At 70.1% G+C, this 25,114-nt stretch carries 24 protein-coding genes and 1 pseudogene; 17 read left to right on the top strand and 8 right to left on the bottom strand.

Annotated features, from left to right (window positions below):
* Nucleotides 1-437: 437 nt before the first annotated feature.
* The 4 genes from R9X44_RS18135 to R9X44_RS18120 all read left to right on the top strand — a co-directional run bounded on the left by R9X44_RS18135 (nucleotide 438) and on the right by R9X44_RS18120 (nucleotide 1,961).
* Nucleotides 438-599, top strand: coding sequence for a hypothetical protein (locus R9X44_RS18135; protein WP_319815379.1), 162 nt, complete (start codon nucleotides 438-440; stop codon nucleotides 597-599).
* Nucleotides 600-860: 261 nt separating this feature from the next.
* A complete protein-coding gene (locus tag R9X44_RS18130) occupies nucleotides 861-1,154 on the top strand; it encodes a helix-turn-helix transcriptional regulator (protein ID WP_319815378.1) in 294 nt (97 codons plus the stop codon).
* 196 nt (nucleotides 1,155-1,350) lie between these two features.
* A complete protein-coding gene (locus R9X44_RS18125; RefSeq protein ID WP_319815377.1) occupies nucleotides 1,351-1,542 on the top strand; it encodes a CsbD family protein in 192 nt (63 codons plus the stop codon).
* A gap of 164 nt (nucleotides 1,543-1,706) precedes the next feature.
* A complete protein-coding gene (locus R9X44_RS18120; protein WP_319815376.1) occupies nucleotides 1,707-1,961 on the top strand; it encodes a hypothetical protein in 255 nt (84 codons plus the stop codon).
* Nucleotides 1,962-2,023: 62 nt separating this feature from the next.
* Here the strand turns inward: R9X44_RS18120 and R9X44_RS18115 are convergent, their stop codons facing one another.
* Nucleotides 2,024-4,258: an esterase-like activity of phytase family protein gene (locus R9X44_RS18115; RefSeq protein ID WP_319815375.1), complete on the bottom strand. Its 2,235-nt coding sequence runs from the start codon at nucleotides 4,256-4,258 to the stop codon at nucleotides 2,024-2,026.
* 107 nt (nucleotides 4,259-4,365) lie between these two features.
* On the opposite strand from R9X44_RS18115, the gene R9X44_RS18110 reads away from it, so the two are divergent.
* Entirely contained in the window at nucleotides 4,366-4,575 is a 210-nt protein-coding gene (locus R9X44_RS18110) for a DUF6980 family protein (RefSeq protein WP_413774954.1), read from the top strand.
* Nucleotides 4,576-4,997: 422 nt separating this feature from the next.
* Here the strand turns inward: R9X44_RS18110 and R9X44_RS18105 are convergent, their stop codons facing one another.
* The 6 genes from R9X44_RS18105 to R9X44_RS18080 all read right to left on the bottom strand — a co-directional run bounded on the left by R9X44_RS18105 (nucleotide 4,998) and on the right by R9X44_RS18080 (nucleotide 12,217).
* The gene (locus R9X44_RS18105; RefSeq protein ID WP_319815373.1) at nucleotides 4,998-5,813 is read right to left on the bottom strand and encodes an ABC transporter permease; all 816 of its coding nucleotides are present in this window, start codon (nucleotides 5,811-5,813) and stop codon (nucleotides 4,998-5,000) included.
* On the bottom strand, nucleotides 5,810-8,200 hold the full coding sequence (locus R9X44_RS18100) for an alpha/beta fold hydrolase (RefSeq protein ID WP_319815372.1): 2,391 nt from the start codon (nucleotides 8,198-8,200) through the stop codon (nucleotides 5,810-5,812). The genes R9X44_RS18105 and R9X44_RS18100 overlap by 4 nt, the downstream gene beginning before the upstream one ends.
* A gap of 53 nt (nucleotides 8,201-8,253) precedes the next feature.
* Nucleotides 8,254-8,640, bottom strand: coding sequence for a DUF937 domain-containing protein (locus R9X44_RS18095; RefSeq protein WP_319815371.1), 387 nt, complete (start codon nucleotides 8,638-8,640; stop codon nucleotides 8,254-8,256).
* Between the two features lie 47 nt (nucleotides 8,641-8,687).
* Entirely contained in the window at nucleotides 8,688-9,191 is a 504-nt protein-coding gene (locus tag R9X44_RS18090) for a SecDF P1 head subdomain-containing protein (RefSeq protein ID WP_319815370.1), read from the bottom strand.
* Between the two features lie 160 nt (nucleotides 9,192-9,351).
* Nucleotides 9,352-10,332, bottom strand: coding sequence for a 2-oxoacid:ferredoxin oxidoreductase subunit beta (locus R9X44_RS18085; protein WP_319815771.1), 981 nt, complete (start codon nucleotides 10,330-10,332; stop codon nucleotides 9,352-9,354).
* A gap of 40 nt (nucleotides 10,333-10,372) precedes the next feature.
* Nucleotides 10,373-12,217: a 2-oxoacid:acceptor oxidoreductase subunit alpha gene (locus R9X44_RS18080; protein ID WP_319815369.1), complete on the bottom strand. Its 1,845-nt coding sequence runs from the start codon at nucleotides 12,215-12,217 to the stop codon at nucleotides 10,373-10,375.
* Between the two features lie 480 nt (nucleotides 12,218-12,697).
* Here R9X44_RS18080 and R9X44_RS18075 point away from each other — a divergent pair, with 480 nt between their 5' ends.
* Nucleotides 12,698-13,399, top strand: coding sequence for an SDR family NAD(P)-dependent oxidoreductase (locus R9X44_RS18075; protein ID WP_319815368.1), 702 nt, complete (start codon nucleotides 12,698-12,700; stop codon nucleotides 13,397-13,399).
* Nucleotides 13,400-13,711: 312 nt separating this feature from the next.
* On the opposite strand, the gene R9X44_RS18070 is transcribed toward R9X44_RS18075, so the two are convergent.
* Complete coding sequence (locus R9X44_RS18070) at nucleotides 13,712-15,148, bottom strand: hypothetical protein (RefSeq protein WP_319815367.1); 1,437 nt, start codon at nucleotides 15,146-15,148, stop codon at nucleotides 13,712-13,714.
* Nucleotides 15,149-15,269: 121 nt separating this feature from the next.
* Between R9X44_RS18070 and R9X44_RS18065 the strand changes: the two genes are divergently transcribed.
* From R9X44_RS18065 to htpX, 11 genes and pseudogenes are all read left to right on the top strand, one after another.
* Nucleotides 15,270-15,641: an NADH-quinone oxidoreductase subunit A gene (locus tag R9X44_RS18065; protein WP_319815366.1), complete on the top strand. Its 372-nt coding sequence runs from the start codon at nucleotides 15,270-15,272 to the stop codon at nucleotides 15,639-15,641.
* 29 nt (nucleotides 15,642-15,670) lie between these two features.
* Nucleotides 15,671-16,114 (top strand): annotated as a pseudogene (locus R9X44_RS18060) (NADH-quinone oxidoreductase subunit B); the annotation flags it as partial.
* A gap of 215 nt (nucleotides 16,115-16,329) precedes the next feature.
* The gene (locus R9X44_RS18055) at nucleotides 16,330-16,878 is read left to right on the top strand and encodes an NADH-quinone oxidoreductase subunit C (protein ID WP_319815365.1); all 549 of its coding nucleotides are present in this window, start codon (nucleotides 16,330-16,332) and stop codon (nucleotides 16,876-16,878) included.
* Nucleotides 16,871-17,812 carry a complex I subunit 1 family protein gene (locus tag R9X44_RS18050; RefSeq protein ID WP_319815364.1) on the top strand — a complete coding sequence of 314 codons (942 nt, stop codon included), beginning with the start codon at nucleotides 16,871-16,873 and terminating at the stop codon, nucleotides 17,810-17,812. Before R9X44_RS18055 ends, R9X44_RS18050 begins: the two co-directional genes overlap by 8 nt.
* Nucleotides 17,809-18,282: an NADH-quinone oxidoreductase subunit I gene (locus R9X44_RS18045; RefSeq protein ID WP_319815363.1), complete on the top strand. Its 474-nt coding sequence runs from the start codon at nucleotides 17,809-17,811 to the stop codon at nucleotides 18,280-18,282. The genes R9X44_RS18050 and R9X44_RS18045 overlap by 4 nt, the downstream gene beginning before the upstream one ends.
* Before the next feature lie 34 nt (nucleotides 18,283-18,316).
* Nucleotides 18,317-18,844: an NADH-quinone oxidoreductase subunit J gene (locus tag R9X44_RS18040; RefSeq protein WP_319815362.1), complete on the top strand. Its 528-nt coding sequence runs from the start codon at nucleotides 18,317-18,319 to the stop codon at nucleotides 18,842-18,844.
* On the top strand, nucleotides 18,844-19,206 hold the full coding sequence (nuoK, locus tag R9X44_RS18035) for an NADH-quinone oxidoreductase subunit NuoK (protein WP_319815361.1): 363 nt from the start codon (nucleotides 18,844-18,846) through the stop codon (nucleotides 19,204-19,206). Before R9X44_RS18040 ends, nuoK begins: the two co-directional genes overlap by 1 nt.
* Nucleotides 19,203-21,194: an NADH-quinone oxidoreductase subunit L gene (locus tag R9X44_RS18030; protein ID WP_319815360.1), complete on the top strand. Its 1,992-nt coding sequence runs from the start codon at nucleotides 19,203-19,205 to the stop codon at nucleotides 21,192-21,194. The genes nuoK and R9X44_RS18030 overlap by 4 nt, the downstream gene beginning before the upstream one ends.
* Entirely contained in the window at nucleotides 21,191-22,678 is a 1,488-nt protein-coding gene (locus R9X44_RS18025; protein ID WP_319815359.1) for an NADH-quinone oxidoreductase subunit M, read from the top strand. Before R9X44_RS18030 ends, R9X44_RS18025 begins: the two co-directional genes overlap by 4 nt.
* Nucleotides 22,675-24,159: an NADH-quinone oxidoreductase subunit N gene (locus tag R9X44_RS18020; protein ID WP_319815358.1), complete on the top strand. Its 1,485-nt coding sequence runs from the start codon at nucleotides 22,675-22,677 to the stop codon at nucleotides 24,157-24,159. The genes R9X44_RS18025 and R9X44_RS18020 overlap by 4 nt, the downstream gene beginning before the upstream one ends.
* A gap of 126 nt (nucleotides 24,160-24,285) precedes the next feature.
* Nucleotides 24,286-25,114, top strand: an 829-nt coding sequence (gene htpX, locus R9X44_RS18015) for a zinc metalloprotease HtpX (RefSeq protein WP_319815357.1), incomplete at its 3' end; no start/stop codon positions are given.

Here is a 25,114-nt window from a genome sequence, read left to right as displayed (position 1 = left end):
GGCGCGGGTGGCGAGCGCCCGGCGCGAGCTGGCTGGCACCGCTGTCAGCAGGATCAGGCGGTGCGGCGTGTGCGTGGCCAGTTCGGGTCGTGCTGCGCCCCTCGGCTATGCCTGATCGCGGATTAGGCCGGTTGGGCCGCCCTCTCGCAGAACCAGGGAGGCCAGCGTTACACCTACCAGTGGGGGTTACCGCAGGACTGGCCACGCACAGCGCGACGGTAGCGAACCCCACTGACAACAACAGCATGGGAAGCAGCCCAAACCACCGCCCCTGACCTAACCGCCTGCCCATGAATAGGTGCAGATCAGGCGGCGGGCTTGCGGGAAGGCGTTATTCGGGCGGATCCGGCTCCGTCTCCTGACCACGGCGGCACCCGGCGCTCTTGGGTGCGGACCGGTCGATCTTTTGAGGAGGCTGTCCATGGTCGGTTCACAACGTGCAGCGCGGCAGCATCCTGGTCGGATGCTCGGGCAAGCAGCAGACGAACGACACAGCGTTCGACCCGAAGAGCTTCTACTCCTACCGGCTCGACCCCGCCGCCGACGTCCCGGCCCTGGTGAAGACCCACGGCGGTCCCCAGACGAAGATCGGAGGCTGACCGATGGCACGTCATGTCGGAATCATCGTGAAGTCGGTGCTCACGGCGGCGGCCGTGGCGGTGCGTCGAGGTGTCGGGTCTGTGGTCGAGGGTGAGAAGGTGGGGTTCTCTTTTGTGACTGTCCGTACGGGCATGTGCACTCGCTTATAGCATCCGTGCTATGGCTTGGGGTGCTGTGGAGGTGCTGTGGAATTGGGGCCGGAGGTATGGGGGTGTGCGTCGCGGAGGCGCACATGGTGGACGTGGAGGAAGGGTGGAGTGATGGGTGGGCGGACTGATTGGGATGGGCTTCGCGAAAGGCGTATGGCGGAGCCGGGGGCTGCCGAGGCGTACGAGGCGGCTCGGCGCGCTTACGAGCTCGGGCGTGTGGTCAGGGGGTTGCGTGAGGGGCGGGGGTGGAGCCAGAGCCGCCTCGCTGAAGCCGCCGGGATGACGCAGTCGGCGGTCGCTCGGTTCGAGGCCGGTGGGACGGTTCCGACCCTGCAGGTTCTTGAGCGTCTGGCGACGGCGTTGGAGGTTGAGCTTGTGGTTCAGCTCCGCACTCGTGCCACCTGATCCGGGCGGTTGTAGTAGTTGATGCTGGCGGCGAGATCGCGGTCTGCGTAGATCTTCGGCCAGGTGAATGACCTTGAAGGCCCGCGTATTCACGGGGCGGGGCCGGCGGGGGTGGGGAAGTTTGTGGGTGTTCGTCGCATTGATCGTGTTGTGGGGGGAAGGGGGGTTATGTAAGGGATTTGGCTAAGGGGGCACCATGGGATTCCTGGACAAGATGAAGAATCGGGCCGAGCAGATGAAGGGGCGTGCGAAGGAGGCCGTCGGGCGGGACAACAGGGACCGGTCGATGGAGGCCGAGGGGCGTGCTGATCGGCTCAAGGGCAGCGCCAAGCAGGCCGGGGAGCATATGAAGGACGCGGTGCGCGACATCAGGCATCGGGGGAAGTAGCAGCGGGGCATGACGGCCGGGGCGGGCAGACCGCCCCGGCCGTCGCCATGCCCGGTCCGGTTGGGCGGCGGGGGACGGGGTAAGGGTGTCCGATATCCCCCGCTGGACGTGTCCGCTTTGTGGTGGGGTTCGGCGGAGGGCCCGGTGGCTGCGTCAAAACGGACATGGGGGTTGATGTGGAGCGCAGGATGTACGGGGCCGGGACCGGGGCCGCGGTGCTCGGGTTCCTGTTGGTGCTGGCGTCGGGCGGCGACGGGTGGGCGGCGTGGCTGGGCGCGGTGTTCGGGATCGCCGGGTTCCTCACGCTGTTCGAGGCGCTTGTGGTGCGCGGGGTGCGGCCCCGCAAGGTGATCGACGGTCTCGCGCCGCTCGCCGTCCTCGGGCTGTTCGTGGAGTCCGCGCTGTGGCTGCTGCTCTGAGCGGGCCCTGAGAACAACGGAATCCCCGCCCGGTGGACCGGGCGGGGATTTGTGCGTCCGGGCTAGCGGAGGTGGTTGGTGAAGGAGAGGAAGACGGTTTCGCCGGTGGCGTTCTGGACCGCGTCGTTGTCGGTGGCGATCCAGGGCCGGCCCGTGGTGGTGACGGCGAAGCCCTCGACCTTCTCCTGGACCCAGCCGTTCAGCGAGGCCAGGTCGGGCAGGAGGTCGCGGACGAGGGTCTTCTTGAGGATCGGCAGCCCCGTCGACGCGGCCTTGGGCACCGGCACCGAGTACAGCTTCTTGTGCGCGGCGAGGGTGCCGGACGCCTTGTCGCGCTCGACGAGGATCAGCTTCCCGTTGTGGAGGGTGATCTCCGAGAGCCCGTTCCAGTTGGCCGCCGACGCCGAAGGCGCGATCGGGTACCCGAACCAGGACCACGAGCCCGTCGCCGGAACATAACGCCCGATCCGGACGACGTTCTCCGGGTCCCCGGTCAGCGGCCGCTGCAGCGTCACCCACACGGTCTCGGACTTCCCGGTCCCGCTGACGGTCACCCCCTCGAGCCCCTGCGACCCGGCCCGCGAGGACACGTCGGCGGGAAGCGGGATCTCCTCGACGACCTCCCCCTTGGCCGAGACCCTGACGAGAAGGTTCTCCGGTCCCTTCGCCCCCTCATGCGCGATCCAGAACCCCCCGGCAGGACGCGCCGCGATGCCCTCGGCGTCATAGGAAGCGGGCGAGCCCCCCTTGGTGACGGTCAGGGCAGCGGTGATCCGCGCCGGGGTCGTCCAGGTGTCGATCGTGAAGATCCGCGTCGGCGAGTACGCGTTGTCGGAGATCGCGTAGAGCCCGTTCAGGCTCCACGGCTTGGCCGACAGCCCGGAGATCGCGCCCCAGCCGATGGGCGTGCCGTCCTTGGCGGTGTCGGACACGAGGCCCAGCGTCCGGGGCTTGCCGATCTTGAAGACCTGCACCCCGGCGCGCACGCCCACGGACGCATCGTCGTTCTCGGAGGAGACGATGAACAGCCCGCGCGACGGCACCGCAAGCAGGCCCTCGGGCCCCGCGTTCGTCGCGAGGAACTGCACGAACACGGGCTTGGCCGGACGGCTCACGTCGTAGACCGCGACGAAGTTCGACCGCTCCGACCCCACGAAGGCGTACCGCTTGCCCTGGAAGGTCGCGACGGTCAGCCCCTCGGGCTCGGTGCCCTTGTTGGCGGCCCTGTCCTCGTTGTGGTGCCCGTACTTGATGGCGAGGCGCTCGAAGCTGTTCCCGGCGTCCCACAGCACCTTGCCGCGCGCGTCGAAGACGGTCCAGCCCCGGCTGCCGCCCTTCCAGTCGCCCTCGTTGGCGGTGGCGAGGGTGTTGTCGTCAATCCAGGAGATCGCGTCCGGCTCGCGCGGCACGTCGGTGATCGTCCCGGTCGGCGAGATGACGCCTTCCTCGACGGTGTCGACGCCGGAGACCGTCACCTTCCCGGCGGACCAGACGTCCTCGATCCGCCCGGAGGCGAGGTCGACGATCGCGACCCCGTTGTTCTCCTGAAGCGTCACCGCGACGCGTCCACGCCCGTTGATCGTGACGAACTCGGGCTCAGGGTCGGTCGGCGCGGCGATGCCGGAGGCGGCGAAGATGGGAAGGGCGCTCCCGTCGTCCTTGGTGAAGGCGACCTTGCGCAGCTTCCACGAAGCCGGGTCCTTGGCCTTGACGTCGAGGATCTGCAGGAACCCTGCGGGGGCCTGCGGAAGGTCGCCCTTCTTGCCGCCGGGCGGCGTCGCGTCCTCGTCGCGCTGGTTCTCGATGGCGATGGCCGCGTACCCGCCGCGCACGGCGATCGAGTCGGGCTGTCCGCCGAGTTCGACGCTGCGGACGATCTTCCGGTCGGCGACGCGCACGACGTCGACCCGCCCGGACGGCGCGGTGAAGCTCGTGCTGGTGTCGACCACGATCAGCGCGTAGGCCCCGACGACGGCGACGGACGTCGGCTGCCCGCCCTTGACGTCGAGGGTCCCGAGCCCCTTGGGGGAGCCGGGCTTGGACAGGTCGAGGAAGCCGACCCGCTCGCCGGGGGCGTCGGTGTAGATGAGGGTCCTGCCGTCCTCGGTGACGGCGCTGATCTCCGCGACTGTCTCGTCGGCGGGATCGACGCCCTTGGGCAGGTTCTGGAAGACCGGGTAGGTGGCGGCCCGCTCGAAGAGCGGTTTCGCGCCGCCGGCCTGGGCGGCGGGGGCGAGGCCGGCGATCAGCGCCGCGCCCGCGAGGGCTCCGGCGGTCCAGCGCATGCGAGGTCGCAAGGGTTACTCCGTTCCGTGTCAAACGGAACGACCCTCGCAGCGGCCGGAGACGCCGGGGTGAACGCAGCGCGTCGGCGTCCTGAAGGGCCGGGGAGTACCTTCAGATCATGAAAGTCTGCTGTGCGGACATGCGTTACCACTTGACCCCCCGGTGCGACCAGCACGACGACCCGTTCGACTGCCCGGATCAGCTCATCTGGCACAGCGCGAAGCGCCGCCGGTGGGGGTTGATCATCCACGACGGCGGAGCCTCGATGATCAAGATCAAGTTCTGTCCGTGGTGCGGGGCGAAGCTCAGGGGGGACGCGCCTCAGTAGGGCAGGACGCGGCCGGACGGGGTGCGGAGGTCGAGGTCGGTGCTTGGCTTACGGGGGACACGCGGAAGCTTGACGATCTGCTGCTGCCTTGCCATTTCGATCATCTCCCCTCGGAGACAGGCCGCTAATCGGCCGGGATGTTCACCCTCGGCGGAATCCCGCGTTCGTCCACTGGACCGCCGTGGGTTGTGCCGAGCTTACGCACGCTTTGCTGCTGCTTCATCCGATTTTGCGGTGGGCGGTATCACACAAGGTGATCGTATGGTCTCTTCCCGTCATTGTGCAGGGGGTTCCGTGATGATCCCCGAGAGGTCTTTTGCCGTGGGATACCCCGCAGACGCCTCTTCATAAACAGGAGAATGCCCGGGCTTCTTCCGTGCAGGGAAGGACCCGGGCTTCGCGAGGGCGTTCAGGGACGGGGTTTACGAGGTGATGTCCTTGGCCCGGAACCGCCGGAAGGCGATCGCGAACAGCACAAGCGCATACGAGACGGACAAAGCCGCCCCCTTGGCCATGCCTGTCCACTGGATGTCCGGCTGGAGGGCGTCCATCCACGCGTACATGTAACGGGTCGGCAGGACGTCGCGCCAGGAGCCGAGCGCCTCGACCGCCTCGAGGATGTTGCAGACGATCACCATGCCGACCGCGCCGCCGACCGCGCCCAGCGGCGAGTCCGTGCTCACCGACAGCAGGAACGCCACGGCCGCGACGACGAGCTGCGAGATGAGCGCATAAGCGGCGATGATCCCCATCCGCCCGAACGCCGCCTCCGCCGGGAATGTGCCGCCCGTCGGGATCGTCACGTCCGACCAGCCGAACACCAGCGTGCCCGCGAGCAGCGCCATCAGCGGCAGCGTCAGCACCGCGGCGGCGGCGTACCCGAGCGCGACGATCAGCTTCTGCCGCAGCAGCCTGTCGCGCGGGACGGGCGCGGCGAGCAGGTACCGCAGCGACGACCACCCCGCCTCGCTGGCGACGGTGTCGCCGCAGAACAGCGCGACCGCGACGACCAGCAGGAACCCGGTCGCGACGAACAGCGCGAACAGCGCGAAGTTCAGCCCGCCCGTGGTGGCCGCGTCGACCAGCGAGGGACGGCCGTCGTCGTCGCCCTCGCCGCCGATCTGGAACGCCACGATCAGCACCCAGGGCAGCGCGAGCAGCAGCCCGAACGTGACGAGGGTGCGGCGGCGGCGGAACTGCCGCACCGCCTCCACCCGCAGCGGAAGCGCCCGGCTCATACCCCGCCTCCGATGATCTCGAGGAACACGTTCTCCAGCCCACGGCCCCCGACGATCTCCCCGACGGGCCCGTCGGCGACCTTGGCCCCGCGCGTCATCACCACGACGTGCGTGCAGGTCTGCTCGACCTCGCTCAGCAGATGGCTGGAGACGATCACGGTACGGCCGCGCGCGGCGTAGTCCACGAGGACCTCGCGCATCTGCCTGATCTGGGGCGGGTCGAGCCCGTTGGTGGGCTCGTCGAGGACGAGGAGGTCGGGAAGGCCGAGCATCGCCTGGGCGATCGCCAGCCGCGCCCGCATACCTTGCGAGTACGTCCGGACGGGACGGGCCAGCGCCTCCTCGCCGAGGGCGGCCACCTCCAGGGCCTCCTCAAGGTGCGCCTCGGAAAGCGGCCGTCCGGTGGCCCGCCAGTACAGGGTCAGGTTGTCGCGCCCGGAAAGGTGCGGAAGGAACCCGGGCCCTTCGACGAACGAGCCGAGCCTGCGCAGCACGTCGGCCCCCGGCGTCACCTTGTGGCCGAAGATCCGGATCTCGCCGCCCTCGGGGTGGATGAGGCCCATGAGCATGCGCAGGGTCGTCGTCTTCCCCGCGCCGTTGGGGCCGAGCAGGCCGAGCACCTGCCCCTTCTCGACCTTGAACGACAGGTCGTCCACTGCCTTGAACCCGTTGGAGTAGGTCTTGGTCAGGCCCTCGATCCGCAGCGGCACCTCGGCGAGCGCGGGGTCGAAGCTGTCCTTGGGCCTGCGCCGGTACAGCAGCGCCCCCGCGACGACCAGGGCCGCGACGGGCAGCGCCCACACCCACGCCGGGGGCCGCCCGGCCGGGGTCGCCAGGCCGGGAACGGTCGGCAGCGTCAGCGCCGAACCCGCCGAGATCTTGTACGTCGCCGGGGCGAGCGGCCCCGCGAAGCCCTGGTCGGTCGTGGACAGCGTGATCCTGATCCGGTGCCCGCGCGCGAAGTCGTAGTCGATCGCCGGGAGGACGACCTCGGCCTCGCCCGCCTCGGTGAACCTGACGGGCGCGGCGATCCGCCTGGCCAGCGCCGCGTTCCCCTCCGGCGTCACGTCGTAGACCTTCGCGAAGAGCGTTGCCGCCTTGTCGACCTTGACGGTCAGGCGCGGCGATCCCGTCACCCGAAGGGAGGCCGCCAAGGGCTCGGTGGTGAAGGACGCGCTCTGCCCCGGCATGTCGAAGTCCGCGCCGAGCGAGCCCAGCGACGAGCCCAGCGCGCTCAGGCCGCCCAGGCCGGGCAGCGCCGAGATCGCGGCGGGGACCCCGCCCGCCGGGTTCTGCACGGCCTGCTCACCGCCCTCCACTGGCATCTCGCGCGGCGTCGAGGACAGGCCGGGGTAGGCGTCGGCGGTGGCCGCGCGCAGCCACGTGCGGCCGTTCGTGGAGTCCACGCCCGTCGCCCGCGTGACGGTGAAGGCCGCGGCGGGCTCGGCGTCGAGCCCCTTCAGATGGTCGTCGAACCATGACGCGGTCAGCTCGGTGAGCAACGGGGTCTCGGCCTCGCCGCCGTCATGCCCGCCCTGGTACCAGACGACGGAGACGGGCCCCGCAGCGCGCTCGGCGTTGGCGTCGGCGTGGTCGAGGGGGAAGAGCGAGTCGCTCTGGCCCTGGATAAGCAAAGTCGGCGCCTTGACGGGCGGTGCCGTCGCCGGAGACGACTTCCGCAGGAGCGCGACGTCCTCGTCGGTGTGCTCGCCGGTCTGCGCGATCCGCTGGTACATCGCGCACAGCTCGGGACGGAACCGTCCACAGGCTGTGGACCCGTCGGACTCGCCGGTGAAGAACAGCCCCGCCCACAGCTTCTTGAACACCCCGTCCGGAAGCAGCGCGTCCGAAAGGTCATGCCACGTGATCGACGGGACGAGCGCGTCCACCCGCGTGTCGTAGGCCGCCGTCAGCAACGAGATCGCCCCGCCGTACGACGGCCCGGCCATCCCCACCCGGGGGTCGCCTGGCCCGTCCTGGAGGACCTCGGGCCGCTTCCCGAGCCAGTCGATCAGCTGCCGGGTGTCCTTCACCTCGTAGTCCGGCGAGTTCAGCGCGATCTGGCCGCCCGACTCGCCGAAACCGCGTGCCGACCACGTCAGCACCGCGTACCCGCGCCCCGCGAGCTCGCGCGCCGCCGCGGCCTGCGACCGCTTCGAGCCGCCGAACCCGTGCGCGAGCAGCACCGCCGGGACGCGTCCCGCGCCCTCCGGCCGGTAGAACGTCGCGTCAAGGGTGATCTTCTCGTCGTCGCGCGGACCGTCGACGACGTCGATCCGCACGTCCTCGCGCGCCACTGCCGGGGCGTCGTCGCGCACCAGGAGGAACCCGCCCCCGGCCGCCGCGACGAGGCCCGCCACGGCCGCGCCCGCGACCCACCGCCTCATGCGGGCGATGCTACGCGGGCACGCGTAAGCCGGAGATCAAGGACGCGACGGGCTCAGTGGCGGTGCCGGTGCGTGCCGAGCAGGCCCTTGCGCTGGCTGTGCCCGACCTCGCCGGTGTGCCCGCTGCCGGGCCCCTGGTGCGAGCCGTGGTCCATGCCGGACTGCGCCCTTGACTGCTTGCGCTTGGCCATCGCCGCGCTCACCGCGCTGATCACCACGGGCGCGGCGGCCGTCAGGATCATCTGGACCTGGCCGCGCGGAATCCCCGTCTTGCGGGCGAGCCGCTTGGCGAGCGGGCTCAGCGCCTTGCCGAGGACGGCGGTGCCGACGAGCCCACCGCCCGCCATCGCCGCCATCTTCTTGCCGCTGGAGTGCGCGCCGCCGCCTGACGACTCCTCTTCGAGCCACATCAGGGTCTCTTCGTCGAACCTCTGGGTCATACAACGAGCGATGCCCCGCGGCGCGGACGCCCAGCCCCAAGGGCCGGTCACTTTCCGGTGAGCTCGAAGGCCAGGCGGTCGGCGTCGGGCTCGGTGAACTGGCCGGTCAGCATGACCCTGCCGCCCTTGATCGGCGCGTCGACGGTCGGCGCGGTCACCACCCGGCCCGCGACGACGAGGACGAGCTGTTTGCCGGACGCCTTGGCCGTCAGCTCCTCGAACTCGCCGCGATCGCCCGACAGCAGGTGCAGCACGACCCCGTAGGTGCCGTCCGGCAGCGCCTGCACGTCGACGGAGCTGACCCGCTTGACCTCGATCCCGTCCTCCACCACCTGGTAGCAGGACGGCTCGGGCCCGGCGAACCCCAGGATGTCGGCCGTGCACGCGGCGGGCACATGCTGGGCGACCGGGTAGATCAGCAGCGGCGCGGCGAGATCGACGCGCGGCTGGCGCGCCACCGACAGCAGGACGGCGGTGAGCGCCACCGCGCAGGCGGCCAACGCGATCACGACGACCGACGCGATCATCAGTGTCCTCGGCGGTCTGCGCATCGGCCGATTGTCGCAGAACCCCGAGGGGTCGCCGCAACACCGAAGATCGCCGGAAACGCCCGGGCGGACGGCCCGGAGCCCGCGTTCCGGGCCTAACGGGCAGGGCCCGGACCCCCTTCGCGGAAGGAGATCCGGGCCCTGTAAGGGTCCCTCAGAGGGTCTAGTCGACCCGCCAGGTGTCGCCGCTGGCCAGCAGCGCGGCGAGGTCGCCCTTGCCCTGCTTGGCCTTGGCCTCGGCCACCTGCGCGTTCAGCAGGGAGTCGTAGGACGGCCGCGGCGCGGAACGGAACACGCCGATCGGGACATGGGTGAACGCCGGCTGGTCGAGCCGCGACAGCGCGAACGCCAGCGACGGGTCGGTCGCGTGCGCGTCGTGGATGACGACGTCCGGGTCGTCCGGGCTGCCGACCTTGAAGCCGAAACCGTCGCGGACGAGGGCCTTGTCGCGGTCCTTGCCGTACACGAGCGGCTGGCCGTGCTCCAGCCGCAGCGTGATGTCGTCGCGCTGTTCGGCGTCCTTCAGCGGCTCGTACGCTCCGTCGTTGAAGATGTTGCAGTTCTGGTAGATCTCCACCAGCGCCGCACCAGGGTGCTCGGCCGCCGCCCGCAGCACCGACTGCAGGTGCTGGCGGTCGGAGTCGATGGTCCGCGCGACGAACGCGCCCTCCGCGCCGATCGCCAGGGAGATCGGGTTGAACGGGGCGTCCACCGAGCCCATCGGGCTCGACTTGGTGACCTTGCCGGTCTCGGAGGTCGGCGAGTACTGGCCCTTGGTCAGCCCGTAGATCCGGTTGTTGAACAGCAGGATCTTGATGTTGACGTTGCGGCGCAGCGCGTGGATCAGGTGGTTGCCGCCGATCGACAGCGAGTCGCCGTCACCGGTGACGACCCACACCGACAGGTCCTGCCTGGCCGAGGCCAGGCCGGTCGCGATCGCCGGGGCGCGCCCGTGGATCGAGTGGAACCCGTAGGTGTTCATGTAGTACGGGAACCGCGAGGAGCAGCCGATGCCCGAGATGAACACGGTGTTCTCGCGCTTGATCCCCAGCTCGGGCATGAAGCCCTGGACGGCGGCCAGGATCGCGTAGTCCCCGCATCCGGGGCACCACCTGACCTCCTGGTCAGATTTGAAGTCCTTCATCTTGAGGGGGACTTCGGACTTGGGGACGAGGGAGAGGGCGTCAAGCACTGTGGATCACATCCCGGATCACGTCGGCGAGTTCCTCGGCCTTGAAGGGGAGGCCGCGGACGCGGTTGTAGCTGACCACGTCGATCAGGTACTTGCTGCGCAGCAGCGTGGCGAGCTGCCCGAGGTTGATCTCGGGCACGATCACCTTGTCGTAGGACTTGAGCACCTCGCCCATGTTCGCCGGGAACGGGTTGAGATGCCTGACGTGCGCCTGGGCGACCTTCCCGCCCGCGCGGCGGACCCGTCGGACGGCGGCGGAGATCGCCCCGTAGGTGCCGCCCCAGCCGAGGACCAGGACGCGCGCGTCGCCGTCGGGGTCCTCGACCCGCAGCGGCTCCACGTCGTTGGCGATCCCGTCGACCTTGGCCTGACGCAGCCGCGTCATGAGGTCGTGGTTGGCCGGGTCGTAGGAGATGTTGCCCGAGCCGTCGGCCTTCTCCAGACCGCCGATGCGGTGCTCGAGACCCGCGGTCCCCGGGACGGCCCAGGGGCGGGCCAGCGTCTCCGGGTCGCGCTTGAACGGCTGGAAGTCCTCCTGGTTCGGCGCGGCGAAGTCCGCCTCGATCACCGGGAGGTCGGCGACCTCAGGCAGCTTCCACGGCTCGGAGCCGTTGGCGAGGTAGCCGTCCGAGAGGATGAACACCGGGGTCCGGTACTTCACCGCGATCCGTGCGGCCTCGATCGCGGCGTAGAAGCAGTCGGCGGGGGACAGCGGCGCCACGATCGGCACCGGGGACTCGCCGTTGCGGCCGAACATGGCCTGCAGCAGGTCGGCCTGCTCGGTCTTGGTCGGCATGCCCGTGGACGGCCCGGAACGCTGCACGTTGACGATCAGCAGCGGCAGCTCGACGGAGACCGCCAGGCCGATCGTCTCGGCCTTCAGCGCCACACCCGGGCCCGACGTGGTGGTCAGGCCGAGCGCGCCGCCGAACGACGCGCCGAGCGCCGCGCCGATCGCCGCGATCTCGTCCTCGGCCTGGAACGTGCGGACGCCGAAGTTCTTGAACTTCGACAGCTCGTGCAGGATGTCCGAGGCGGGGGTGATCGGGTAGGAGCCGAGGAAGACGTCGAGGCCGGAGCGGTCGCCCGCCGCCACGAGGCCCCACGCGAGCGCGGTGTTGCCGGTGATCTGGCGGTACAGGCCGGGCTCCAGCGTCGCCGGCTTGACCTCGTAGGAGGTCGCGAAGTCCTCGGTGGTCTCCCCGAAGCTCCAGCCCGCCTGGAACGCCGCGACGTTCGCCTTCATGATCTCGGGCTTCTTGGCGAACTTCTTCTCGAGGAAGCCGATCGTGCCCTCGACCGGACGGTGGTACAGCCAGGACAGCAGCCCGAGGGCGAACATGTTCTTGGCCCGCTCGGCGTCCTTCTTGGACAGGTCGAAGTCCTCGAGGGCCTTGACCGTCATCGAGGTGAGCGGCAGCGCGTGCACCCGGTAGTCGTCGAGCGAGCCGTCCTCCACGGGGCTCGTCGCGTAGCCGACCTTGACCAGGTTGCGCTTGGAGAACTCGTCGGTGTTGACGATGAGGTCGGCGCCCTTGGGGAGGTCGCCGATGTTCGCCTTGAGCGCCGCCGGGTTCATCGCCACAAGGACGTTGGGCGCGTCGCCCGGCGTCATGATGTCGTGGTCGGCGAAGTGGAGCTGGAAGCTCGAGACACCGGGGATGGTCCCGGCGGGAGCGCGGATCTCCGCCGGGTAGTTGGGCAGGGTCGAGATGTCGTTGCCGAACTCGGCGGTCTCTGCCGTGAACCTGTCGCCGGTCAGCTGCATGCCGTCGCCGGAGTCACCGGCGAAGCGGATGATGACGCGGTCGAGCTGCTTGACCTGTTTGGTGGTCACTGCGCCTCCTTGGCAGCAGGCACTGTGAGCGCTGAGGGCGCTGTTGGCGCGTCGGGCACAGAAGGCACAGTGGGCACCGTGACGTTGAGTGCTGGGTGTGCGGGGTACTCGCTCCGCTCGGTCAACGGAGGACGGCCTTTCTCGACGGCGCAGCTCTGCCGCCGCGGGCTTGAGGGATTCCCGGGGCGGGAGGGCTACTAGGGCTTTGTGCTTATGGTACGACGACCCGGATGAGCAGGGATCGGCCACGCCGCGGCCGTGCTTCACCCGGGCACTGAGGACCCCGCGCCGAGAGCCGGACAGTGCAGTTACCAATGTACCGAACCGACGGTGTGGGGTACCTGCCCGCCCTGCCCGCAAGCCCGTCCCGAGTGTGATCTGCGTCGCTTCTGTTGCGGAGCGTGATCAGGCCGGGGAATTTACCTGCAATTTTCGGTATGAGTCCGGCGCGCGGGGGGTGGCGATCTTAGTGTGCGTTCCATGATCGCCCTTATCACCGGTGCAAGCAGAGGCATCGGATATGAGACCGCGCGGGGACTTCTCGCGCAGGACGTCACAGTCGTCATCGGGGCACGCGACGAGACCCGGGGCCGTAAGGCGGCCGCCGAGCTCGGGGCGGAGTTCGTCGCGCTGGACGTGACGTCTCCCGAGTCCGTCGCCGCCGCGGCCGCCGAGGTCGAACGGGTCCACGGCGGGCTCGACATCCTCGTCAACAACGCAGCGATCCTGCGGATGGAGAACAACACGGTCCCGAGCCAGGTCCCCCTGGACGACCTCAGGGACACCTTCGAGACCAACGTGCTGGGCCTCGTCTCGGTCACCAACGCGATGCTGCCGCTGCTGCGCGCGTCGGCGGCGGGCCGGATCGTCAACCTCTCCAGCGAGCTGGGGTCCATGGCCCGGATGTCCGACCCGGACCACCCGTACTACGGGTTCAACCTCCTCGCCTACAACACCTCGAAGGCGGCGGTAAACATGATCACCGTCTCCTACGCCAAGGAACTCGCCGACACCCCCATCCGGGTCAACGCGGTCAACCCCGGTTACTGCGCCACCGACCTGCACGGCCTCCCCGGCCCCCGCACCGCCGCCCAGGGCGCCGCCATCGCCATCGCCCTGTCCCTGTCCCCCGACGCCCCCACCGGCACCCACCAGGAAGACACCGGCCCCGTCCCCTGGTAACCCCCCACGGACGCGCACCCCCTTACCCCCAAGGCAGCTCCCATGCACACCCCCGCCCAACCCCCGAAGCCCCCAAGCGCTCAAAGGAAGCCGCCTAAGGCCCAAAGCGCCCGAACGAAGTCGCCGAAGGCTCAAAGCGCCCGCAGGAGGCCCCCGAAGGCCCTGAGGGCTCGCAGGAGGCGCAACCCGCTCCCGACAGGACCGGGCAGGCTCCGACAGCCCCCGTTCCCCCTCCAAAATCTGTGTGGCCGGACCCGAAGGGTCCGGCCACACAGATTTTTCTGTGTTTTAGGTCTTGCTCAGGGGCCTTAGTCAGCCGCGTTCCTTCGTTATCTGGTCAGTGATCGTCGCCGCGCGGGCCGCGGAGACCGACTCCACCTGGACCCAGGCGTAGCTGTAGAAGTTGCCCTGGCCGTTGTTGAGGGAGCGGACCCACTTCTTCCACGCCGCGCCGACGACCGAGCAGCGCAGCGTCGTCTTGCCCTTGGGGATCTTCACCGACTTGTGGCACTCGCCGATGAGCTTCGTCCCGGCCTTGTCGGTGGTCGCCGTCGCGTGGTAGCGGACCCATGCCGTCGCGCCGTCGTTCTGGAACGCCTGCTCGACCTCGCAGCGCGCCTCGGTGCAGCCGTTGGCGCGGGACGTCCCGGACGCCTGGATCGGCGAGTACGGGTCGAGTGCGCCGACGAGGTTGTTCTTCACCTTGTCGAGGACGCCGTCGTAGAGGGTGTTGAGCTCGCTCGCGCCGAGTTCGGCGACGGTGAAGGTGAAGGAGTCCTCGCCGCCGGCCTTCACCTGAAGGAGCCGGTGCGGCGCGACGTCGGTGACGAGGTACTGCGCGTTGCCGCCCTCGAACGACAGCGCCTGCTGCCCGGAGACGGGCTGGGTCGTCGGCTGGCCGGTCGGCACGACGGTCGGCTTGGCCTGGCCGAGGTTCTGGCTGAGCGCGGAGGGGATCAGCAGCGCGCGGATGTCGAAGCCGCGCAGCGACTTGGGCGCCTTGGACCACTTGTCGGCGTAGTCGCCGGCGATAGCGTTGCGTGTCTCGGGCTGGCTCGTCCAGAACGCGAGCGGGCCCTTCACGTACATGTCGCCGTCGAGGAGCATCATCTCGACGCGCTGGCCGAAGACGGTGAGCGTGCCCGACGCGGTACCGGCGTGCGTAACCGACAGGTCGGCTTGCACGGGCGTAGAGCCGGACGTGAAGTCGCCGGTGTAACGCAGTCCGCGTACGTCGCCGAGAGCCGTCGCGGCGGCGGTGCCCTTCTCCTGCGCGGTGAGGCGCTTGGGCGGGTCCTCCTTGCCCGACCACACGGCTATCGCGACGACGGCGAGCACGATGACGAGCGCGCCGACCGCCGACAGCAGCGCGACGAGCGGCTTACGGCTCGCGCGCGGTCCAGGAGCGCCGGGCGGGAACTGGCCGGGGCCGCCGGGGAAGCCGCCCTGGCCGAAGGGAGCGCCCTGCGGGTACTGCCCCGGGGGGTACTGCCCGCCCTGCGGGTACTGGCCGCCCTGCGGCGGATACTGGCCACCTGGCGGGTACTGGCCGGGCGGCGGCTGCTGGAACGGCGGCGGCGTGCCCTGCTGAAACGGCGGCGGAGTGCCCTGTCCCGGCTGGCCGTATTGCCCCGGCTGTCCCTGTGGGTTCTGCGGCTGGTCGGACGGCGGCTGGCCAGGCTGGCCGCCCTGCCCGCCCCAACCCTGGGGCGGCGGCTGCCAACCCTGCTGTTCCGGACCCTGTCCCATCAGCGCACCACCCCGTATAACGCGTGTTCCTGGCGAGACCCTATGTTCGTCTCATTGATCCGTAAAGATGGATGCATCGCGCGCGGCGTTGGTTCCCCACGACGGTCTACAGTGCCTGAGTGTGCGCGACTACTACGGCTCCTACGTCCTCGTCGCGGTCCTCTTCCTTATCGGTGCGGGGATCGTCGCGGGAGGGCTTGCCGCGAACCGGCTGCTGCGGCCCGACCGGCCCACCGCCGAGAAGCTCACGACCTACGAGTGCGGCGTCGACCCGGTCGGTGAAGGCTGGGCCCAGTCTTATGTCCGGTACTACGTCTTCACCTACCTGTACGTGGTGTTCGCCGTAGACGCCATCTTCCTGTTCCCGTGGGCGACGGTGTTCAGCGCCGACGGTTACGGCGGCCTGACGCTCGGGGAGATGTTCGTCTTCCTCGGCTTCCTGTTCACGGGACTCCTGTACGCCTACAAGAAGGGAGTGCTCACGTGGGTGTAGTGGACCTCCCGGAGCCGTCCGTAGGGCCGCTGTCGAAGCTCGCGCCCAAGCCGGTCAAGTTCGTGCTCAACTGGGGCCGCAGGTACTCGCTGTGGGTGTTCAACTTCGGCCTCGCCTGCTGCGCGATCGAGTTCATCGCCGCGTCGATGGCACGGCACGACTTCATGCGGCTCGGCGTCATCCCGTTCGCGCCGGGTCCCCGTCAGGCGGACCTGATGGTGGTGTCGGGGACGGTCACCGACAAGATGGCCCCCGCCATCCGGCGGCTGTACGAGCAGATGCCCGAGCCGAAGTACGTCATCTCGTTCGGGTCGTGCGCGAACTGCGGCGGGCCGTACTGGGACTCGTACTGTGTGACCAAGGGCGTCGACCAGATCATCCCCGTCGACGTCTATGTGCCGGGTTGCCCGCCGCGTCCCGAAGCGCTGTTGCACGGGATCGTGCGGCTCCAGGAGAAGATCGCGGGCGAGTCGCTGGGCGACAGGTACTCCGGTCCGCCCGCGCCGCCCCCGGTCTGGGACGCGCCCGCCAGCGTGCTGCGCCGCCCGCTCCAGCCGGTGCCCGAGATGCTCCGGGAGAACGACACGCCGACGCAGGGCATCACCGCCGTCACGCAGGCGACGGAGACCCTGCGGACGCGGCCGATGCCGGTCAGCGACTACTCGATCATCCCGGGGATGGCCGACGAATGACCCCTGCGGAACTCCAGGAGCGCATCACCGCCGCGCTCCCCGACGCCGCGGTCTCGGTGTCGCTTGACGAGATGACCGTCGACGTGCCCGCCGCGGCGTGGGTCGAGGCGCTCACGTTCGCGCGCGACGACCTCGGCTGCGCGTTCTTCGACTTCCTCACCGGCGTGGACGAGCTCGACGACGGCTTCCGCGTCGTCGTCCACGTCTACTCGCTCGAAGGCGGCCACCATCTCCTGCTGCGCGCGCTCGTCCAGCGCGACGAGCCGGTGATCGCCTCGGCCGTCGGGGTGTACCGGGGCGCGGACTGGCACGAGCGCGAGACGTTCGAGATGTTCGGCGTCGTCTTCGAGGGCCACCCGAACCTGCGTCCGCTGCTGCTGCCCGACGGGTTCGAGGGCAATCCGCTGCGCAAGGACTTCGTGCTCGCCGCGCGTGTGGCCAAGCCGTGGCCGGGCGCTAAGGAGCCGGGCGAAAGCGGGGGCGCGCCTTCGCGGCGTAAGAACCTGCCGCCCGGCGTCCCGCAAGGATGGGGGCCCAATGCGTGACGTCGTCGCGCTCGCCCTCGTCACCGTCGCGTTCCTCACGCTGCCGCTGCTGATCGGGCAGACCGAGCACAAGGTGATGGCGCACATGCAGAGCCGCCTCGGCCCGATGTACGCGGGCGGCTTCCACGGCTGGGCGCAGCTCATAGCCGACGGCGTCAAGTTCGCGCAGAAGGAGGACGTGGTCCCGGCGAACGCGGACCGCAGGGTCTTCCTGCTCGCGCCGGGCGTCGCGCTCGTGCCTTATCTGGTGGTGCTGGCCGTCATCCCGGTCGGTCCCGGCCAGGTGGCGGTGGACCTGTCACTCGGGCTGTTCTTCGCCCTCGCGGTCATGGGGATCGGCGTGATCGGCTCGATCATGGCCGGGTGGGCGTCGGCGAACAAGTACTCGCTGCTCGGCGGGATGCGGGCGGCGGCCCAGCTCGTCTCCTACGAGCTGCCGATCGTGCTGGCGGCCGCGTCGTTCGCGATGGCGGCGGGGACGCTCAGCCTGAGCGGGATCGTCGAGGAGTGGCGCTGGTACTGGCTGTTCTGGCAGGCGGGCGCGGCGGCGGTCTTCTTCATCGCGGGTCTCGCGGAGCTGCGCAGGCCGCCGTTCGACATGCCGGTCGCCGACTCCGAGGTCATCTTCGGCCCGTACACCGAGTACGGCGGACTTCGCTTCGCGTTCTTCCTGCTCGCGGAATACGCCGGAATCCTTGTGCTCTGCTCGCTCACGACGGTTCTGTACCTGGGCGGGTGGAAGGGGCCGCTTCTTCCCGACGCGGTCTGGACGCTCATCAAGGTCTTCGCGCTCGCGTTCGTCGTCATCTGGGTCAGGGTGTCGGTCCCGCGCATGCGCGAGGACCAGCTCCAGAAGCTGGCCTGGGTGTGGCTCGTCCCGATCTCCCTTGCGCAGCTCGCGCTTACCGGTGTGGTGAAGGTGGTGATGGCATGAAGCTCGGCCTGGCCAAGGGCCTCGCGGTGACCTTGCGGACGATGACGCGGCGGTCGGTCACCCGGCAGTACCCGGACGTTTCCCCCGACCTGCCTCCCCGCTCGCGCGGCGTCATCGCGCTGTTCGAGGAGAACTGCACGGTCTGCATGCTGTGCGCGCGCGAGTGCCCCGACTGGTGCATCTACATCGACTCGCACAAGGAGACGCTCCCGGCCGAGGGCTCGGCCCGCGCGCGGTCGCGCAACGTCCTCGACAGGTTCGCCATCGACTACTCGCTGTGCATGTACTGCGGGATCTGCGTCGAGGTGTGCCCGTTCGACGCGCTGTTCTGGACGCCGGAGTTCGAGTACGCCGCCTACGACATCGCCGAGCTCACCCACGAGCGCGAACGGCTGCGCGAGTGGATGTGGACGGTGCCGCCGCCGCCCGCGCACGAGCCGAACGCCGACCCGCCGAAGGAGCTGCGTTGACCGGCTTTCTCCAGGCCGACGCGGGGGGTGGGCGGTGACCGTTCCCGAGATCGTGTTCACCGCGCTCGGCGTCGTCGCGGTCGCGTCGGGCGTGCTCACGGTGACCACGCGGCAGATCGTGCACGCGGCGCTGTGGCTCGTGGTGAGCTTCGGCGCGGTCGCCGGGATGTACCTCGTGCTCACCGCCGAGTTCGTCGCGTGGGTGCAGGTGCTCATCTACGTCGGGTCGATCGTGGTGCTGCTGCTGTTCGGCATCATGCTCACCCGCGCGCCCGTGGGCCGCTCTGACGGCCTCGACTCGCGGAACCGTCCGTGGGCCCTCGCCGTCGCCGTCGGGACCGCCGTGGTGCTCGTGACGGTCCTGTGGCGCGGGTTCCGCGACGCGCGCATCGACCTCGAGCCGGGCGGCGGCTCGGGCGAGGAGATCGGCGCGGCGGTGTTCCGGCAGTGGGTGCTTCCGTTCGAGGTGCTCTCTGTGCTGCTGCTGGCCGCGCTCGTCGGCGCGATCGTGCTGTCGAAGGCCCGTAGGGCCGACGGCTCCCGGACGCCGGAGGAGGGCTGATGTCCGTCGCCTACCCCGCGGTGTTCGCCGCGCTGCTGTTCTCCGTCGGCGTGTACGGGGTGCTCGCGCGGCGCAACGCGATCCTCGTGCTGATGTCGGCCGAGCTGATGCTGAACGCCGTCAACATCAACCTCGTCGCGTTCGACGTGTGGCTGAAGGACGTGCTGCACGGCGGCCAGGTGCTCGCGCTGTTCACCATCGTCATCGCCGCCGCGGAGGTCGGCCTCGGCCTGGCGATCGTGCTTCTGCTGTTCCGCAACCGGGGGAACATCGACGTGGACAGGCAGGACACCTTGCGCGAGACGGACGAGCCGTCCGATGCGGCGTCCGACGAGCCCGTCGTGACGGGGGAGGCGCGGTGACCGTCCTCGCGGCGCAGGCGATCGCGCTGCCGTTCCTCGGCGCGCTGTTCGGGCTGCTGCTCGGGCCGTGGACCACCCGGCGGCTCGCCGAACTCGGGCTGCGGACCGCCGCGCCCGTCCCGCCCGTGCGGCCGACCGAGGCGCGCGGCGCGGAGGCGCACGTCGAGGCCGAACCCGACGTCCCGGGCGGCGACGTGCCCGCCGAAGGGCTACCCGCTCCCGGCTACGCGCCGGGCGGCGGCTCCCGGGGGGCGCTGGGGCCCGTCCTCTTCGCGGTCCTGCCCACGGTGTTCGCGGCAGGGCTCACCATCGTCATCGGCCTTACGGCATGGCTCAGCCCCGGCGTACGCCAGAGCACCCTCACCACGATCCCCACGGGCGGCCCCGAGATCTCCGTGGGGGTGTCGATAGACGGGCTCGCCGCCCTCCTCGGCGTCCTCGTCGGGATCGTCGCGCTCGCCGTGCAGGTCTACTCCGTCGCGTACATGCGCGACGAGCCCAGGTACTCGTCTTACGCGGCGTTCGTGTCGCTGTTCACTGCGGCGATGCTGCTCGTCGTCTACGCGAGCGACCTCCTCGTGCTGTACGTCGGCTGGGAGGTCATGGGCATCTGCTCGTACTTCCTCGTCGGCCACCACTGGGAGGAGAAGACCGGCTCGCGGGCGGCGGTCAAGGCGTTCCTCGTCACCCGGATCGGAGACGCGGGACTTCTCCTCGGCGTCATCGTGCTCGGCGTGGGCGCGGGCAGCTTCGACATCGCGACGGTCCTGGCCAAGGCGGGTTCACTGCCTGACGGGACGGTCCTCGCCGCCGCGCTGCTCCTGCTGTGCGGCGTCGCGGGCAAGAGCGCCCTGTTCCCGCTGCACACCTGGCTCCCCGACGCGATGGCCGGCCCCACCCCGATCAGCGCGCTCATCCACGCGGCCACGATGGTCGCCGCGGGCGTCTACCTCGTCGCCCGGCTGTACGAGGTGTTCCTCGCCGCGCCCGCGTCGCTGGCCGTCCTCGGCGTGCTCGCGGCGGTGTCGATGCTCGGCTCGGCCTGCGCGGCGCTCGCCCAGGCCGACCTCAAGAGGGTGCTCGCCTACTCGACCATCAGCCAGCTCGCCGTCATGGCGGCGGGACTGGCCGTCGGAGCCAAGTCGGCGGCCATGTTCCACCTGGTGACGCACGGGGCCTTCAAGGCGCTGCTGTTCCTCGCCGCCGGGTGCGTCATCCACGCCGTGGGGTCCAACCTGCTCGCCGACATGGGCGGGCTCGCCAAGGCGATGCCGTACACGTTCGTGTCCATGACGATCGGATACCTCGCCCTTGCCGGGGTGCCTCCGACGTCGGGCTTCTTCTCCAAGGACGCGGTGCTCGAGCACGTCCAGGACAACGCGCTGCACGGCGGCGAAGGCATCCCCGGGTGGGTGGCGTGGGCGCTGTACCTCAGCCTCCTGGCGACCGTCGCACTGACCGCGGCGTACGCCACCCGGGCCTGGCTGCTGACGTTCCTCGGGCCCGCGCGCGAGGCGCACGAGGCCCCGGGGGCGATGAAGTGGCCCGTGGTCCTGCTGGCGGGGGCGTCCGCCGTCCTGGGGTTCTTCGCGCTCGGGGACGAGGAGCTGCGGCCGCACCTCGCGCCCGCGGCCATGAGCCTGCTGTTCACCGCGGCGGGCGTCGCGGCCGTCTACCTCGTGTGGCGCGACGACCCCGCCCGCGACCCGGCGTCCCGGCTCGGATTCCTGCGCAAGCCGTTCGAGCGGGCCTTCTACGTGGACGAGCTGTACGACCTTACGATCGTCCGTCCTGTGCGGCTGCTGGCGAAGGGCGTACGGGGACTTGATACGCACGTCGTCGACCGGGCCGTGGAGTCGTCGGTACCGGCGACCCGCCTTCTGGGCAGGCTCGCGCGGCTGCCCCAGAACGGCAACCCGCAGACGTACCTCACCGGCGTCCTCGCCGGAGCCGTGTTCCTCGTCCTCGCGGTGGTGGCCCTGACATGAGCACCCTCGTCCACCTCCTCTGGATACCGCTCGTAGCGGCGGTCCTGCCTTACGCGCGGATCGGGTTCATCGCCCGCGACCCGTTCGGGTTCGGCAGGTACGCGTCGGGCTTCGTCCTCGCCATGGCGCTCGTCCAGGTCGCCGCCTTCGACTACGGCGAACCGGCGCGTATGCAGCAGCGCATGAACGAGCCGTGGATCAGCGCGCTGGGCGTCAGGTTCCACCTCGGGATCGACGGGGTGTCGCTTCCCCTTGTCGTCCTGACCGCTCTGCTCGTTTTCCTGTGCTTCGTCTACCTCGCCCGGCGCGAGGTCGCGAACGCGCGGCTGCTCACGAGCCTCCTGCTCATCCTCGAGTTCGGGATGATCGGGACGTTCCTGGCGCTCGACCTCGTGCTCTTCTTCGTCTTCTTCGAGATCGTGCTCCTGCCGATGTTCGCCGTCATCCTGCTGTGGGGCGGGCCGGGGCGCAGGCACGCCGCGTACAAGTTCCTGCTCTTCACCCTCGCCGGGTCCGCGCTGCTGCTCGCCGGACTCGTCATGCTCGGGTGGCACGCCAAGACGTTCGACATGATCGCGCTGGCCGAACAGCACGGGCGCGGGCTGTCGCACGGCGTCCAGGTCGCGGCGTTCGCGCTCGTCGGCCTCGGGCTCGCCGTGAAGGCCCCGATCTGGCCGCTGCACACCTGGCTGCCCGACGCGCACACCGAAGCCCCCACGGTCGGCTCGGTGCTGCTGGCGGGCGTCATGCTGAAGATGGGGACGTACGGGCTGGTCCGCATCGCCGTCCCCGCCCTGCCGGAGGGGGCCGCCTACTGGGCGCCCTGGCTCGGCGTCCTCGCCGCCGTCGGGATCGTCTACGGGGCGTTGGCCTGCCTCGCCCAGACCGACCTCAAGCGGATGATCGCGTACTCGTCGGTCGGGCACATGGGGTTCGTGCTGCTCGGCATCGCCACCCTCACCCCGGTCGGCCTGAACGCCGCGCTCTTCGGCAACATCGCGCACGGCCTCATCACCGGGCTGCTCTTCTTCCTCGCGGGATCGGTCAAGGACCGCTACGGAACAGGCGACCTGTCCGGGATCGGAAGCGGGATGCTCGCGCGAGCGCCAAGGCTGGCGTCAGTCTTGACGTTCGCGTGCGTCGCGTCCCTCGGGCTGCCGGGACTCGCCGGGTTCTGGGGGGAGATGATGGCGCTCGTAGGCGCGTACTCGCCTGCGAGGGACCTGCCGCGCGACACCTTCCTCGTGCTCATGGCCGTCGCAGCCGTCGGGGCCGTCCTGACGGCCGCTTACTTCCTGCGGCTGCTGCGCAAGATCACCCATGGCCGGGCCGGGACCGGCGCGGCGGTCGCCGACGTGGGCGCGGCCGAGTGGGCGTCCTGGACCCCGCTCATCGTGCTCGTCCTGCTCGTCGGGCTGTGGCCCAAGGTCCTGCTGGCCCTCACGGACGGCCCGGTGCGGGCGCTGATCGGAGCCGGATCATGATCCAGCAGATCGACTACGGGGCCGTCGCGCCCGTTCTGGTGACCGCGCTCGGCGCGGTGGTGGTGCTGCTCGCGGGGGCGTTCGAGGTGCCCGGCCGCGTTCTCGGCTGGCTGACGGCGGGGGTGTCGCTCGGCGGGCTCGTCGCGGTGTTCGTGCTCGCGGGTGGCGGGGTCAGGACCACCTTCTGCATCCCGGAGACGCTGCGTGACGGCGGCGCGGCCTCGTGCTCGTACTCGGCGGACAACTTCACGCTCGTCTTCCAGGGGATCGTGCTGGCGGCCGCCGCGCTCGTCGTCTTGCTGTCGCTCGCGGACCTCACCCTCGCCAAGGTGCCTTTGGGGGAGTACTACTTTCTGCTTCTGTGCTCCGTTACGGGGGCGCTGACGCTTGTCGCAGCGCGGGACCTGGTACTGCTCGCCGTGGGGCTGGAGACCCTTGCGCTGCCGGTGTTCGCGCTGGTGGCGCTCAAGAGGTACGACGGGAGGGCCACCGAGGCTGCGGTGAAGCTGCTGCTCGTGTCGGTGGCGTCGGCGGCGGTGCTGCTGTTCGGGATCAGCCTCGTCTACGGGGCGACCGGCGCGCTGCACTTCGACAGGATCGCCACGGCCGCCGTCACGCCCGAGCTCGCGCCGGTGCTGACCGCCGGGATCGTCCTGGTCATCTGTGGTTTCGCGTTCAAGGTGGCGGCTGTTCCGTTCCATGCCTGGACGCCCGATGTGTACCAGGGGGCTCCGCTGCCCGTCGCGGCGTTCCTGTCGGTCGTCTCCAAGGCCGGGGGGTTCGCCGGGCTCGGCCTGGTCGCCGCGCTCGCCTTCCCCGGCCAGGGAGACGTCTGGGGGCCGCTGCTGGCCGTGCTGGCGGCGCTGACCATGACCGTCGGCAATGTGCTCGCGCTGCGCCAGACGCACGCGGTGCGGCTGCTGGCGTGGTCGTCGGTGGCGCAGTCGGGGTACATGCTCGCGCCGCTGGCGGTCGGGGAGGAGACCGTCACCGTCGCCGTCGCGTCGATGGCCGGATACCTGGGCTTCTACGCGGTGATGAACCTCGGGGCCTTCGCCGTCGTGACGGGGTTCGCCGACCGGCGTCAGGGACGCGAAGGGGAAGAGGGGAACCTTCTGGCCTCCTACCGGGGACTTGCGCGGTGGAGCCCTGCCGAGGGGCTGGCGCTCGCGTTCTTCCTCATCTGCCTCGCCGGACTGCCTCCGGGCATCATGGGGCTCATCGCCAAGGTCGTCGTCTTCGAGGCGGTGATGACCGGGCCCGTCGTCTGGCTCGCCGTGGTGATGGCGTTGAACACCGTCATCGGGCTGTACTACTACGCGCGCTGGGCCATCCTGCTGTTCGCGCCGGAAGCCGAGGCTTCGGAGGGGATGCCTCGGGCGCTGTCGTTCCGGCTCGCCCTCGGCGTCACCGCCCTCGGGGCCGTCGTGCTTTCCGTACTGCCGAACCTGCTGCTGCACGCCACCCTCGCCGTCGGCTGAGCGCGCGCTTATCGGCGGGCTTCCGGGGGCCCTGTGGGGCGGGCTCAAGGAACGTTTACCCAGGTAAGTCCGTTGTTTCGGGCGTAGGGCTGCGGGGGGAGGCTCCACGGGGGGAGGAACTCGGACATGAACGGCATCAAGACGGCGTTGCTCATCGGCGCCCTCTCGGCGGTGATGCTGCTCGTCGGCTGGGCGCTCGGCGGCCGGGGCGGGCTCACCGTCGCGCTGCTGATCGCGCTGGTGAGCAACGGCATCGCGTACTTCTTCAGCGACAAGATCGCGCTGCGGTCGATGCGCGCGCACCCGATCAGCGAGGTGGAGGCCCCCGGCCTGTACGCGATGGTCCGGGAGCTTTCGACGCAGGCCCGTCAGCCGATGCCGCGCCTGTACGTCTCGGAGACGCCGCAGCCGAACGCGTTCGCCACCGGCCGCAACCCGCGCAACGCCGCGGTCTGCGTCACCCGGGGCATCCTCCAGATGCTCGACCAGCGCGAGCTGCGCGCGGTCATCGGGCACGAGCTGTCGCACGTCTACAACCGCGACATCCTCATCTCCTCCTTCGCCGCCGCCCTCGCCACCGTCATCACCTACCTGACGTACCTCGGCATGTTCTTCCGCGGCGGCAACGACCGCAGCGGCGGCCCGGGCATCATCGGCTCGCTGCTGATGATCTTCCTCGGCCCGCTCGCCGCGAGCGTCATCCAGATGGCGATCAGCCGCACCCGCGAGTACCAGGCCGACGCCTCCGGCGCCCAGCTCACCGGCGACCCCCTGGCCCTCGCCAGCGCCCTGCGCAAGATCTCCGGCGGCGTCCGCGCCCGCCCCCTCCCCCCCGACCCCCAGCTCGAGTCCACCAGCGCCCTGATGATCGCGAACCCCTTCACCACCGGCGGCCTCTCCAAACTCTTCTCCACCCACCCCCCCATCGAAGACCGCATAGCCCGCCTCCAACGCA

Source organism: Actinocorallia sp. A-T 12471, from assembly GCF_033875155.1.
Classification (GTDB): Bacteria; Actinomycetota; Actinomycetes; order Streptosporangiales; family Streptosporangiaceae; genus Actinocorallia.
Note: the sequence above shows the minus strand (reverse complement) of the source record. Positions and strands in the feature narration are given on the sequence as shown.

What these genes read in the sequence shown, in the direction of transcription:
- R9X44_RS18130 (WP_319815378.1), top strand. Translation starts at nt 861, where the DNA reads ATGGGTGGGCGGACTGATTGGGATGGGCTTCGCGAAAGGCGTATGGCG.
- R9X44_RS18125 (WP_319815377.1), top strand. Translation starts at nt 1,351, where the DNA reads ATGGGATTCCTGGACAAGATGAAGAATCGGGCCGAGCAGATGAAGGGG.
- R9X44_RS18120 (WP_319815376.1), top strand. Translation starts at nt 1,707, where the DNA reads ATGGGGGTTGATGTGGAGCGCAGGATGTACGGGGCCGGGACCGGGGCC.
- R9X44_RS18110 (WP_413774954.1), top strand. Translation starts at nt 4,366, where the DNA reads ATGAAAGTCTGCTGTGCGGACATGCGTTACCACTTGACCCCCCGGTGC.
- R9X44_RS18105 (WP_319815373.1), bottom strand. Translation starts at nt 5,813, where the DNA reads ATGAGCCGGGCGCTTCCGCTGCGGGTGGAGGCGGTGCGGCAGTTCCGC.
- R9X44_RS18100 (WP_319815372.1), bottom strand. Translation starts at nt 8,200, where the DNA reads ATGAGGCGGTGGGTCGCGGGCGCGGCCGTGGCGGGCCTCGTCGCGGCG.
- R9X44_RS18095 (WP_319815371.1), bottom strand. Translation starts at nt 8,640, where the DNA reads ATGACCCAGAGGTTCGACGAAGAGACCCTGATGTGGCTCGAAGAGGAG.
- R9X44_RS18090 (WP_319815370.1), bottom strand. Translation starts at nt 9,191, where the DNA reads ATGCGCAGACCGCCGAGGACACTGATGATCGCGTCGGTCGTCGTGATC.
- R9X44_RS18085 (WP_319815771.1), bottom strand. Translation starts at nt 10,332, where the DNA reads ATGAAGGACTTCAAATCTGACCAGGAGGTCAGGTGGTGCCCCGGATGC.
- R9X44_RS18075 (WP_319815368.1), top strand. Translation starts at nt 12,698, where the DNA reads ATGATCGCCCTTATCACCGGTGCAAGCAGAGGCATCGGATATGAGACC.
- R9X44_RS18070 (WP_319815367.1), bottom strand. Translation starts at nt 15,148, where the DNA reads ATGGGACAGGGTCCGGAACAGCAGGGTTGGCAGCCGCCGCCCCAGGGT.
- R9X44_RS18055 (WP_319815365.1), top strand. Translation starts at nt 16,330, where the DNA reads ATGACCCCTGCGGAACTCCAGGAGCGCATCACCGCCGCGCTCCCCGAC.
- R9X44_RS18050 (WP_319815364.1), top strand. Translation starts at nt 16,871, where the DNA reads ATGCGTGACGTCGTCGCGCTCGCCCTCGTCACCGTCGCGTTCCTCACG.
- R9X44_RS18045 (WP_319815363.1), top strand. Translation starts at nt 17,809, where the DNA reads ATGAAGCTCGGCCTGGCCAAGGGCCTCGCGGTGACCTTGCGGACGATG.
- nuoK (WP_319815361.1), top strand. Translation starts at nt 18,844, where the DNA reads ATGTCCGTCGCCTACCCCGCGGTGTTCGCCGCGCTGCTGTTCTCCGTC.
- R9X44_RS18025 (WP_319815359.1), top strand. Translation starts at nt 21,191, where the DNA reads ATGAGCACCCTCGTCCACCTCCTCTGGATACCGCTCGTAGCGGCGGTC.
- R9X44_RS18020 (WP_319815358.1), top strand. Translation starts at nt 22,675, where the DNA reads ATGATCCAGCAGATCGACTACGGGGCCGTCGCGCCCGTTCTGGTGACC.